The sequence below is a fragment of the Kitasatospora sp. NPDC086009 genome (assembly GCF_044540385.1).
Lineage (GTDB): Bacteria > Actinomycetota > Actinomycetes > Streptomycetales > Streptomycetaceae > Kitasatospora.
In genome coordinates, this window is record NZ_JBITSA010000009.1 from 47,794 (window position 1) to 59,619 (window position 11,826).

The window sequence follows — 11,826 nt, forward strand, 5'->3', positions numbered from 1 at the left end:
GGACCGCCCGGGCAGAGTCGTCCTCGTGATCGAAGTCAAGGAACTCACCAAGCACTACGGCGGCAGGACCGCCGTCGACCGTCTCACCTTCACCGTGCGGCCGGGCCGGGTCACCGGATTCCTCGGCCCCAACGGTGCCGGCAAGACCACCACCCTGCGGATGATCCTCGGCCTGGACGCGCCGACGGCCGGCACCGCCACCGTCGGCGGCCTCCCCTTCCGCACCCACCCGCGCGGCCTGCGGCACGTCGGCGCGCTCCTCGACGCCAACCAGGTGCACGGCGGACGCAGCGCCGCGGCCCAACTGTCCGCCCTGGCCCGCAGCAACGGCATTCCGCTGCGCCGGGTCGACGAGGTGCTGCGGGAGGTGGGGCTGGCCGAGGCGGCGGCCCGCCGGATCGGCGGGTTCTCGCTGGGCATGAAGCAGCGGCTCGGGATCGCCACCGCCCTGCTCGGCGACCCGCCCGTGATGGTCTTCGACGAACCGGTCAACGGCATGGACCCGGAGGGCGTGCTCTGGATGCGCCGGCTGTTCCGGCGCCTGGCCGCCGAGGGGCGCACGGTGCTGCTGTCGAGCCACCTGATGTCGGAGATGGAGCACACCGCCGACGACCTCGTGGTGATCGGCCGGGGCCGGCTCATCGCCGCCGAGCCGGTCGGGGAGTTCGCGGCCCGCAGTACCGGCCGGGGCGTCGTGGTGGGCACCCGGCAGGCCGCCGAACTGGCGGCGGTGCTGACCGCCGCGGGCGGCTCGGTCGCACCGCCGGACCCGGCCGGTACCGGGAGGCTCACCGTGACCGGACTGCCGGCGGACCGGATCGGCGCGCTCGCCCTGGAGCACCGGATCCTGCTGGACGAACTGACCACCCGGAACGCCTCCTTGGAGGAGGCCTTCATGGAACTCACCGCCGACAGCGTCGAATACCTGGCAGGAGAGCCCCGATGACCACGTCCACGGCCGCCCCGGCGGCAGCCCCCTCAGTCGCCCCCGCAGCCGTCCCGGCGGCTGCCTCCCCCGTGCGCTTCGGAGATCTGCTCGCCTCCGAGTGGATCAAGATGCGGTCGCTGCGCTCCACCCCGTGGGCGATCGCGGTCACCACGGTGTTCGTCATCGGCTCCGCCGTCGCGGCGACGATGGCGGCGCACGACGGCGGCGCGGTCCCGGGCGCGCCCCGCGAGTTCCTCCCCTTCAACGCCTTTCCGGCGGCCGGGTACTGGACCCTGATGCTGGTCGCCGCCACGATGGGCGCCATCACCGTGGTGAGCGAGTACAGCAGCGGGCTGATCCGCACCACCACGGTGGCCGTCCCCGCCCGTGGCCAGGTGGTCCTCGCCAAGGCGGCCGTCACCGCCGTGCTGTGGACCGCGGTCGGCGCGGTGACCGCCGTCGGCTCCTTCCTGGCCTCCCAGGCCGTGCGGGGCGGGGGAGCCCCGGCCACCCACCCCGGGCTGGCCCGGGCCCTGGTGGCGTGCACCCTGGTGGCCCCGATCTGCGCCCTGGTCGGGCTGGGTCTCGGGGTGCTGATCCGGCACACCGCCACCACCGTGGTCACCGGGGTCTTCACGCTGGTGCTGCTGCCCCCGATGTTCTCGGAGGGGACGCGCTGGTCGGCGGACGTCAACCACCTGATGCCGTCCACCGCCTGGCGGCGCCTGGTCCAGAACTGGCCGGCGGATCCCGACTCCCTCGCGTACACCGCGACCGTCCCCGGCTCGTGGGCGGTGTACCTGCTCTGGCCGCTGGTCGCCGTCGTGCTCGCGGTGGTCGTCGTGCGGCGCCGGGATGTCTGAACGGTTGCTGTGGAGAGCTTGGATGACGCCGAGTCATGTCGGGTGGCATCGAGAATTGACCCATGGAAGTGGGTCGGAAATGCACCCTGGCCCGGGTCTCTCGACTGCGTAGAGTCGTAGACACAAGGCCACGGCGAGAGACCCGGGGCCCACCACCCGAAACACGGAGAACGACTGTGAACACCGCTGCGAACCTCATCCCGGCCGCCGCCGACCTCAAGCCCGTGCTGACCCGCGCGGCCGAGGCCGAGACCACCAGTGACCCGAGCAGCGTGATGACCCTGCTGGCCGACTGCGGCACCGACGGCAGCTCGATCACCAGCTACCGCTCGACCTTCGCCAAGGGCGCGGTCGGCGCCCCGGCACACTTCCACACCCGGGCCTCGGAGCTGTTCTTCGTGATCGACGGCTCGCTGCAGGTGCTGGTCGAGAACGAGATCAAGGTCCTCGGCGCCGGCGACCTGCTGCTCGTCCCGCCGCACACCCCGCACGCCTTCGCGGCGGCGCCCGGCTCCGAGGCCGACGTGCTCTTCGTCTTCACCCCGGGCATGCCCCGCTTCGACTACCTGCGCCTGCTCGGCCGGGTGATGCGCGGCGAGGCGAGCCCGCAGGAGATCAAGGACTCTTCCGAGCAGTACGACAACCACTACGTCGACAGCCCGCTGTGGCGCGCCACCCTCGACGCCGCGAAGTAACGAGCAGCGGATAGTCGTCGACCGGGGGAGGAGCGGCGAACGGGGTGGCAGCCCTCAGCGCCGCCACCCCGCCCGGGACTTGCGCCGCATGGGGCATCGGTACGCACGGGCCGATGGGTTGAGCCAAACCCCACGTTGGGGGGAAACCGTTGCGGGGCGCACGGTGAGTGCGCCGGGCGGCGCTGCCGTCAGAAGGCGATGACGCCGGGAGAACGACCGAAGGCGGGACCGGTGTACTCGGGCCCGGGGGCGACCAGGGCCCAGACGAACTTGCCCACCCCGCCCGCACGCGGGCGGCAACCCCACCGGTCCGCGAGCTCGTTGACGAGGAAGAGGCCCCGCCCGTGCTCGTCGTCGGTGGCGGAGAGCCGGGCGGTCGGGCGGCCGGTGCCCGCGTCGTGCACCTCGATCCGGAGCCGGTCGGTGATCAGCGCGAACCGGACCTCGATCATGCGGTCCGGCGGCGCGTCACTGTGCTGGACGGCGTTGGCGAAGAGTTCGCCGAGCAGCAACTCGCCGACGTCCGAATAGCGTTCGCCCTGCGGCATCCCGGCCAGATAGGCCCGCAGCATCAGCCGGGCCAGGGGAGTGCACGCGGCCCGGGAGTCCAATCGCGCCGCGAATTCACGCGGCCGACGGTGCTGGGGGCCGAACAGCCGGCGGTCTGCGCAGTTCTTGGACATGGCGTGGCTACCTCCTGGGGCGATGGGGGAGTGGAAGCGGCTCGCGGGACGGCGCGTGGTCACGCGGTGCAAGCAGAAGATTGCGTTCCGGCATCAATCATCGAGGGGACGGAGGTACGGTGACGACCAATCCGGAGTACCGGTCACATGCGGCACGTGAGGGGGGACGGCATGTCACACCGGAGGGCGAAGCAGGGGCCGACGGCCAGCTCCGCCGTGATGTTCGGCGAAGAGCTGCGGTTCTACCGCGAGTTGGGCGGCTATACGCAGGAGGAGTTGGGCAAGCTCCTGCACTGCAATCGGACGAACATCACCCGATATGAGAGCGGCAAGCGCCGGATGCCTCCTGAGTCGGTGGAGGAAGCCGACCAGTTGATGGGTACCGGCGGCTTGCTGAAGCGGCTTTGGGACCGGGTGGACTGGAACGCGGAGATCGAGCACCCGGACTGGTTCCAGAACCATGCGGACATGGAGTCGGAGGCCGTTGCCGTAAGGGTCTTCCAACACTCCGTAGTGCACGGGCTACTGCAGTGTCGCGAGTACGCGCGGGCCGTGTTCGAAGCGAGCGATGCCGCCGGGAACCCTGAGTTGATCGAGGAGCGGACGGCTGCCCGATTGGGGCGGCAGAAGCGCTTCCTCGACCCTGATGGGCCGCTGCTGGTGGCAATCTTGGATGAGAGCGCCATTCGGACGGTCTTCGGTGGGTCCAAGGTGATGATGCGCCAGATGGAACACCTCCTGAAGGTTGCGCAGCTCCCGAATGTGATCATCCAAGTTGCGCCGTTTGCGCGGCGCCGCACGATCATCGACAAGTCGATGGTGTTGTTGGAGATGCCCGACGGCCAGCACTGGGTCTACTCGGAAAGCCTTGATCGCGGGCATCCTTGCGATATCGCGGCCGTCGTGTCGGGGCATCAGCGAAGCTATGATCGTCTCCGCGGGGACGTACTCTCGGCGGACGACTCGGTCGCGCTGATCGCTGATGCGCTGGAGGGGTTCAGGGATGACCAGGAACGAACTGAGCGCAGCCGGCTGGCGCAAGAGCAGTTACAGCGGCGGCAACGGCGGCGACTGCATCGAGGTGGCCCCCGGGTTCCCCGGCCTCGTGCCGGTGCGTGACTCGAAGGACCCCGACGGGCCCGCCCTCCTCTTCCCCGCCTCCGCCTGGGACTCCTTCCTCGCCGCCGTCCGGGCCGGCGACTTCCCCGTCTGACCGGTCGGCCAACTCCGGTCATCCGCCAACTGCGGCCGAACAATCTCGATCACTCTGCGTGTTCCGCTGGTGCGGTGCGTGATCAAACCATTACGGTCACCAACTGTGCGCACGTGATCCCCGTTCGACTGGACCGAGGCGGTAGTCATGACACAGGAACCCCGGATCGACGTAGCCCTGACCCTCAAGGGGGGCCAGGCGGAACCCAGCCAGGCGGAGGTGGCGGAGCTCGCCGCCTCGCTGACGACCGACGTGTGGTTCGCCTCCGCGCTGGAGCGCTCGGCCCCTGGCGGACGCCAGGCCGACGTGGTCTGGGAGCTGACCGGCGCCGAGTACAAGGGGCAGGCCGCGAAGGGCAAGGCGGCCGTCTACTACGCCAACCCGAAGTTCGGCCTGCGCAAGCCCTTCCTCTTCGCGGACGGCTTCAGCTACGGCCCGAGCAAGCTCCCCGAGCTGTTCGCGTACTTCAACCAGCCCTACGGCGACAAGCAGGGGCTCTTCGACCAGCTGCTCGCCCGGGGCTTCGACATCGTCCTGCTCGGCTTCGAGGAGCGGCACACCCACATCCAGGCCAACGCCGAGGTCGCGATCGCGGCGATCCAGAGGTTGATCGACGAGCGGGTGGGCGACGAGCGGCTGACCGTCGGCGGGGTGAGCATGGGCGGGATCGTCACCCGCTTCGCGCTCGCCAAGCTGGAGACGCAGAAGATGGACCACCAGACGGAGACGTACCTCTCCTACGACTCGCCCCACAACGGCGCGTGGATTCCGCTCGTGCTCCAGCAGATGGCCTACTTCTTCGAGGACTACACCCCGGCGGGCCCGGACGGCGCCAAGCAGGCCGACCTGATCCGCAGCCCCGCCGCCCAGCAGCTGCTCTGGGCCTGGGTGGAGAACTCCAAGTACTCCGGGCCGGTCGCCACCTCCAGCCCGCTGCGCGAGGAGTTCCTCGCGGACCTCAAGCGCTTCGGTGAGTTCCCGTCGATCCCGCGCAAGCTGGGCGTCTCCAACGGCCGCCGCGACGGCGTCGGCCGTCCACTGCCGGCGGGCGAGGTCGCCTTCGACTGGCAGGCCCTGATCGCCAGCGCCACGGCCCGCTTCCAGCCGGAGCGGGGCGAGGAGCAGCCGATCGGCGGCATGCACCTCGGCCTGGCGATGCGCCGCAGCACCACCACCGAGGTCCCGGCGCTGGACGGGGCACCCGGCGGCACCCTGGACTCCTTCGGCAAGGTCGCGGACGCGCTGAAGGCGAAGATCTCCGAGGACTTCCGCAGCGGCGCCTTCGTCCCGTCCGTCAGCGCGGCGGCGCTGGACTTCGACCCGGTGCGGTGGAACGTCGACGTGAACCTCTCCATCACCGACGCGGACCTCGACCGGGGCCACCTGGACGAGGTCGCCTTCGACGACGACAACACCGTGCACAGCAACGGGTCCCCCGTGCTGCTGGACTGGATCGTGGAGCGCCTCGCCGGCTGATCCCGGCGGCCCCACTGACCTGGTTCGGAGCACCCGCGCGGATGGGCTACGATTTACCTCATCACCCAGATGCGCGGGTGGCGGAATAGGCAGACGCGCTGGATTCAGGTTCCAGTGCCCGAAAGGGCGTGGGGGTTCAACTCCCCCCTCGCGCACACTTGGTCGTCAGACCAGCAGAAGGCCGGTCGGCCCGACACCACGTCGGGCCGACCGGCCTTCTCGTTGTCCGGGGTCACCGCCTCGGGCGGCCGGCCTTCCGGACCTCGTCGTGGACGGCCCAGGCGTCGGCGACCGGGCCGAGGTGGCCGAGCTTGTCGGGGTTGAGGACCAGGCGGATGGCCTGGATCCGGCCGTCGAGCACGTCGAGCGACAGCGCCTGCAGCACCCTGCCGTCCCGGTCGCGGAGGATCGCGCCCGGCTGGCGGTTGACCTCGTGCGGCTCGCAGGTCACGTCGACCAGCGCCAGCCGGGGGAAGAAGGCGGCCAGCAGCCGGGCCACGTTCCCGGCGCCGACGATGGCCCTGGCCAGCTGCGGGGTCTTGCCGCCGCCGTCGCCGACCATCGTCACGTCGGCGGCCAGCAGCTCCTGCAGACCGGCCACATCACCCTCGCGCAGGGCCTCGAAGAACCGCGCCGACAGCTCCTCCTGCTCCGTGCGGACCGCCTCGAAGCGCGGCCGTCCGGCCTCCATGTGCCGGCGGGCCCGCACCACCAGCTGCCGGCAGGCGGCCTCGGACCGGCCGACCGTCGCCGCCACCTCGTCGTACCCGAAGCCGAACACCTCCCGCAGCACGAACGCCGCCCGCTCCAGCGGACTGAGCCGCTCCAGCAGCAGCAGCGCCGCCATCGACACCGAGTCGGCCAGCTCCGCCGACCGCGCCGGGTCCTGGTAGGGGTCGTCCAGCAGCGGCTCGGGGAACCACGCGCCCACGTACGCCTCCCGCCGCACCCGGGCCGAGCGCAGGACGTCGATCGAGATCCGCGTCACCGTCGCCGACAGGAAGGCCCTGATCGACGTGGGCCGGGTCGCCGAGCCGTCGTAGCGCAGCCACGTCTCCTGCACCGCGTCCTCGGCCTCGCTCACGCTGCCCAGGATGCGGTAGGCGATCGAGAACAGCAGCGACCGCAGCTCCTCGAACTCCTCGACCTTGCTCACGCCGGATCCCCTCTCCTGATCGTCCGAACCATCCGCGGGCGGGAGCCCCTCGCCCCCGCCCGTCGCGTACTCAGTGGAACTGACCGACCTCGTAGTCGCCGGCGGGCTGCCGGGTGATGACGTTGAGCCGGTTCACCATGTTCATGAGCGAGACCAGCATCGTCAGGGCGGCCAACTGCTCCTCGTCGAAGTGCGCGGCGGCCCGCGCCCACACCTCGTCGTCGACCCCGCCGGCCGCGTCCGCGACCCGCGTCCCCTGCTCCGCCAGCTCCAGCGCGGCCCGTTCGGCCTCGGTGAAGACCGTCGCCTCCCGCCACGCCGCCACCAGGTTGAGCCGCGCCGCGGTCTCGCCGGCGGCCGCGGCCTCCTTGCCGTGCATGTCGATGCAGACCGCGCAGCCGTTGATCTGGCTCACCCGCAGCGCCACCAGCTCCTGCGTCGCCGCCGGCAGCGGTCCGTCCTTGAGCGTCCTGCCCAGCGCCATCAGGTGCTTGAAGGCCTTCCCGGCGGCCGGGGTGGCGAACAGGCTCAGTCGCGCGTCCATGGGGGTGCTCCTCCGTTGTCGTCCGTCCCTGCACCCCTTGAGACGGACTGGGCGGCCGGGTTGTGACACGCACGGATGTGACCCGCGTCTCCGCGTCGCCGGTGCGTCCCGCGGGGCGCGAAATTGGCGATCAAGGCGGGGCCGTCGTCGCTAGACTCCGCCTGCCCAGGAGCTGCTGTGACGGTCACGGCAGTCGGGCGTTCCAGACCTTGGGGGGTACGTATGAGCATGCTGCCGTCAGGCAGACGCGTGCGACAGAGACGGAGGGGAGCGGGCATCGCCGCTCCGGGGACCCTGCTGCTCGCCGTGCTGGCCGCACTGGTGGGCCAGATCGCCCCCGCGGCGGCGGCCACACCGCCGGCCGCCTCGGCCTCCGCCGCGCCGTCGGCCGCTTCGCCGGCCACGCCCGCCGCGCCGTCCGCGAGCCCGGGCACGGCGCCCGCCGCCGGCCCGAAGGCCGCGCCCACGATGGACCCGAAGACCGAGCAGGCGGCCGCGGCCCGCGAGCTCGCGGAGGCCGGGCCGACCGGCGCCTGCCCGGAGACGCTGACCGCGGGGACGGTGGTCACCTGCACCCTCGAGGGCTACCAGAGCGCCACCCTCTCGTTCACCCTGACGCAGGCCCAGGACCTCGTGTTCGTCCAGGCCGTCGGGTCGAGCGGCGGAGCGGGGATCTACCAGTCCCTGGCCGCCCCGGACGGCACCGCGGTGACCTGCGAGAGCCCGTCGGGCGGGCCCACGTGGGGGAGTTCGCTGCTGCGCTGCGCCACCGGCCAGGCCGGGACGTACAAGCTCACGGCCCGCGACGGCAGCGGTCAGCAGAACGGCCTCGCGGTCTCGTACCTGCCGCTGCTGTCGCCCGGTTCCTGCAAGGCGGCGAGCGGCATCGACCTCGCGCTCGGCGCTCCGACCGCGTTCCACGGTGAGCTGCCGGTCGGCTCGTCGGGGCACTGCTTCGCGCCGGCCGAGCTGGCCGCCGGGGACGTGCTGCGGCTCCACTCGTCGGTGTACCAGACCGCGGAGGACGTCTACGACGCCACCGGCAAGCGGGTCTGCACCACCTACGGCACGAGCGAGTCCACCGAGCTCGACTGCAAGCTCGCCGGTCCGGCCCCGTACCGGGTGACGACGCAGCAGGTCTGGGGCTCGGCCCAGACGTACGACCTCACCCTGGCGCGGCTCACCCGCCCGGAGGGCTGCCCGGTGGTGGACGCCCAGGCGTTCGGCGTCGCCCCGGACCTGAGCCCGGTCGCGCGCTGCCGTGCGCTGCGGTTCACCGAGCAGGCCCCGTACTCGTTCGCCGCGCTCCGGGCCGACGGGTCCGGGCTGTACGGCGGACTGTTCGCCGCCGACGGCACCCAGCAGTTCGGCGGCTGCGCGACGCACGCCGGCTGTCAGCTCCCTCCCGGGACGTACACCTGGGTGGTCGAGGGGCGCAGCCCGAGCGTCGGCGCGTTCGGGATGTCCTTCCGCTCGGACGCGGAGACCCGGGGCTGCACCCCGGCCAAGGACGACGGCCTGGTCTCCGGCCCGGCCACCGGCACCTTCGGCGCCCAGGGCGCACAGGCCTGCCGCACCCTGCCGACGGCCTCCGGGAACGGTCTCTACCTGCTCGACCGGCCACCGACGGGCGGGAGCAGGACGAGTGTCACGGTCTACGACGCGGCCGGTGCGGTCCAGTGCGACCACGTCGTCTGCAAACTGACCGGTACGGCGCCGTTCCGCGCCGTCCTGAGCGGCACGGCGAACCAGGCGTACCAGCTGGTGATCCACCGGACCGGTGAGACGGCCGGCTGCGCCGCCTGGTCGCGGAGCGGGTACGACGGCTCCTGGGGCGCGGAGGTCACGCTGACCAACGAGCTGCCGCAGGCGTGCCTGGCCCTGCCCGCCGATCAGCACTCCACCGCCGAGATGGCCGACTACACCAACACGCAGAACCAGCTGAACGCCGCGCTGGAGATGGTCGACCCGCAGGGCAACGTGGCCTGCTCGACGGCTTCGAGCTCGGTCATCACCTGCCCGCTCACGGCCGGCGTGTCCTACACGGCGCTGCTGACCAACCTGCGGTGGGGCGACAGTTACAAGCTGGTCCGCCGGGACATCTCACCCAGCGCGGACTGCCTCGCACCCGTCTCGACCACGGCCGGTGGCCGCTCCGTCCCGATGGACCTGCACTCCGCGCTGGACGCCCGGTGCGTCCGGGTCGCCGCTGCCGCCACGGACAAGTTCTGGCTGGGCGCGCGGCCGACCGGTGGCTCGGTGCAGGCGCAGGTCCTCGACGCGGACGGCAGGAACGTCTGCGTCCAGGGCGGTGTCTCCTGCAAGGTCACGGGCTCCACCTCCTACACCGTGCTGGTGCTCGCGGCCGGCTACCAGGGCAAGGACATCCACGTCAACGTGGACACCTGGAAGGTCGGTACGGCGGACGGCTGGGCCGCGGAGTGCACCGCCCACCCGCTCCCGGCGGACGGCTTCCCGGTGCGGAGCGGGGTGCTCACCGAGTCGTCGTCCGGCTACTGCGCGGTGATCGACATGAAGCCGTCGCAGTCCTTCAGCGTCTTCGGCACCAGTAGCGCCGTCGGCGGGGACCAGCCCTCCATCTCCCTCGTGGGACCGGCGATGTGGGACGGCTACGACCTCAGCTACCAGTGCAGCGGCAGCTACGGCCAGTTCGGCACCCGCTGCCAGACCACCCAGAGCGCCGCCGCGGGGCAGGCCGTCCTGGTGGTCAGCGCGGCGAAGGCGGCGACGCCGGTCGAGTACAGCATGCAGGGAGCCTGCGGCGTCTTCGACTGCAGCAGGCCCCGGGTGGAGGTCCTCGGCTCGATCAGTCCCGCGACCGGCGCGGCCGGGACGCAGACCCAGGCCGTGCTGCGCGGCAGCAACCTCACCCTGGGATCCAAGGTGAAGCTGAGCCGCAACGGCTCCTGGAGCAGCACCCAGCCGTTCGTCAAGCCCATCTCGGTCAGCCCGGACAGCACGTCGCTCACCGTCCTGGTCGACACCAACGGCCTGGAGCCGGGGAGTTACGACCTGCTGCTGGACGCGGGCGGCACGGGCAGCGGCCTCACCAAGGCGTTCACCGTGACGCCCGCGGTGGCGGCGGCGAAGGGCCGGTTCGTCCCGGTCACCCCGGCGCGCATCCTGAACACCGTCTCGGGCGTCGGCGCTCCCGCCGGCCGGCTCGGCCAGGGCGGCGTGGTGTCGCTCCAGGTGACCGGCGTGGGCGGCGTCCCCACCACCGGCGTCACGGCGGTCGTGATGAACGTGACGGCGGTCAACCCCTCGCAGAACAGCGCCGTCTCGGTGTACCCGAGCGGCCAGGCGGTGCCCGACCTGCCGACGGTGAGCTTCGCGGCCGGGCAGAACGTGCCCAACCTGGTGACCGTGCCGCCGGCCAACGGGAAGGTGGACATCCGCAACGCGTGGGGCTCCGTCGACCTCGGCGTCGACATCGCCGGGTACTACACCGACAGCGGGGCCGGCGCCCTGCTGAGCCCGGTCACCCCGGCGCGCATCCTGAACACCGTCTCGGGCGTCGGCGCTCCCGCCGGCCGGGTCGGCGGGGGCGGCGTGGTGCCGCTCCAGGTGACCGGCGTGGGCGGGGTCCCGGCGACCGGCGTCACGGCGGTCGTGATGAGCGTGACGGCCGTCAACCCCTCACAGGTCGGCTATGTGACGGTCTACCCGAACGGTCAGGCGGCGCCCGACGCGTCCAACCTGAACTTCACCGCCGGGCAGAACGTGTCGAACCTGGTGACCGTGCCGGTGGTGAACGGGAAGGTGGACATCCGCAACGCGTGGGGCTCCGTGGACCTCGGCGTCGACGTCGTCGGCTACTACGGCGGCACGGGCGCGAGCTACTCGGCGGCCCGGCTGGTGCGGCTGCTGGACACCCGGGACGGCGAGGGCGCCCGCGCCGGTGTGCTGGGCGGGGCGGAAGACATGGTCAGCCTGAAGGTGGCCGGCGTCGAGGGCGTGCCCGCGACCGGCGTCACCTCGGCGCTGTTGAACGTCACGACGGTCTGGCCCACCGAGACCAGCTTCCTGACGGTCTATCCGCACGGGATCGACCGGCCGGACGCCTCGAACATCAACTACCGGCCGGGCACGGTGGTGTCGGCCCTGGTGATGGTCCCGGTGGTGGACGGCCGGGTGTCGTTCGCCAACCAGTGGGGCTCGACCGACGTGGTCGCCGATCTGATCGGCTACTTCTCGGCCTGATCCCCGGGCTGGTTCCCGGTCTGATCCCCCGGCCCGCTTCCGGG

At 71.8% G+C, this 11,826-nt stretch carries 10 protein-coding genes and 1 tRNA gene; 8 read left to right on the plus strand and 3 right to left on the minus strand.

The features are described from left to right. Window positions 1-25: 25 nt before the first annotated feature. From ACIF6L_RS21965 to ACIF6L_RS21975, 3 genes are all read left to right on the plus strand, one after another. Window positions 26-946: an ABC transporter ATP-binding protein gene (locus tag ACIF6L_RS21965; protein WP_396489892.1), complete on the plus strand. Its 921-nt coding sequence runs from the start codon at window positions 26-28 to the stop codon at window positions 944-946. After that, the gene (locus tag ACIF6L_RS21970) at window positions 943-1,791 is read left to right on the plus strand and encodes an ABC transporter permease (protein WP_396489894.1); all 849 of its coding nucleotides are present in this window, start codon (window positions 943-945) and stop codon (window positions 1,789-1,791) included. Before ACIF6L_RS21965 ends, ACIF6L_RS21970 begins: the two co-directional genes overlap by 4 nt. Before the next feature lie 176 nt (window positions 1,792-1,967). Beyond that, window positions 1,968-2,486 (plus strand): cupin domain-containing protein, encoded by a 519-nt coding sequence (locus ACIF6L_RS21975; RefSeq protein WP_329489950.1) that lies wholly within the window; start codon window positions 1,968-1,970, stop codon window positions 2,484-2,486. A gap of 188 nt (window positions 2,487-2,674) precedes the next feature. Here ACIF6L_RS21975 and ACIF6L_RS21980 read toward each other — a convergent pair whose 3' ends face one another. Then, window positions 2,675-3,169, minus strand: a complete 495-nt coding sequence (locus tag ACIF6L_RS21980; protein WP_396489896.1) for an ATP-binding protein — start codon at window positions 3,167-3,169, stop codon at window positions 2,675-2,677. A 219-nt stretch (window positions 3,170-3,388) separates the two neighbouring features. On the opposite strand from ACIF6L_RS21980, the gene ACIF6L_RS21985 reads away from it, so the two are divergent. The 4 genes from ACIF6L_RS21985 (at window position 3,389) to ACIF6L_RS22000 (ending at window position 6,013) form a co-directional block, all read left to right on the plus strand. Further along, window positions 3,389-4,288, plus strand: coding sequence for a helix-turn-helix domain-containing protein (locus ACIF6L_RS21985; RefSeq protein WP_396489898.1), 900 nt, complete (start codon window positions 3,389-3,391; stop codon window positions 4,286-4,288). Next, window positions 4,251-4,382: a DUF397 domain-containing protein gene (locus ACIF6L_RS21990; RefSeq protein WP_380385873.1), complete on the plus strand. Its 132-nt coding sequence runs from the start codon at window positions 4,251-4,253 to the stop codon at window positions 4,380-4,382. The genes ACIF6L_RS21985 and ACIF6L_RS21990 overlap by 38 nt, the downstream gene beginning before the upstream one ends. Before the next feature lie 147 nt (window positions 4,383-4,529). Then, on the plus strand, window positions 4,530-5,858 hold the full coding sequence (locus ACIF6L_RS21995; RefSeq protein WP_396489900.1) for a hypothetical protein: 1,329 nt from the start codon (window positions 4,530-4,532) through the stop codon (window positions 5,856-5,858). A gap of 71 nt (window positions 5,859-5,929) precedes the next feature. Next, a tRNA-Leu gene (locus ACIF6L_RS22000) sits at window positions 5,930-6,013 on the plus strand. A gap of 77 nt (window positions 6,014-6,090) precedes the next feature. On the opposite strand, the gene ACIF6L_RS22005 is transcribed toward ACIF6L_RS22000, so the two are convergent. Next, window positions 6,091-7,014, minus strand: a complete 924-nt coding sequence (locus ACIF6L_RS22005; RefSeq protein ID WP_396489902.1) for an RNA polymerase sigma-70 factor — start codon at window positions 7,012-7,014, stop codon at window positions 6,091-6,093. Window positions 7,015-7,084: 70 nt separating this feature from the next. Beyond that, window positions 7,085-7,558, minus strand: a complete 474-nt coding sequence (locus ACIF6L_RS22010) for a carboxymuconolactone decarboxylase family protein (protein ID WP_329489958.1) — start codon at window positions 7,556-7,558, stop codon at window positions 7,085-7,087. A gap of 249 nt (window positions 7,559-7,807) precedes the next feature. Here ACIF6L_RS22010 and ACIF6L_RS22015 point away from each other — a divergent pair, with 249 nt between their 5' ends. Beyond that, complete coding sequence (locus ACIF6L_RS22015; protein WP_396489905.1) at window positions 7,808-11,782, plus strand: hypothetical protein; 3,975 nt, start codon at window positions 7,808-7,810, stop codon at window positions 11,780-11,782. Window positions 11,783-11,826 lie beyond the last annotated feature (44 nt).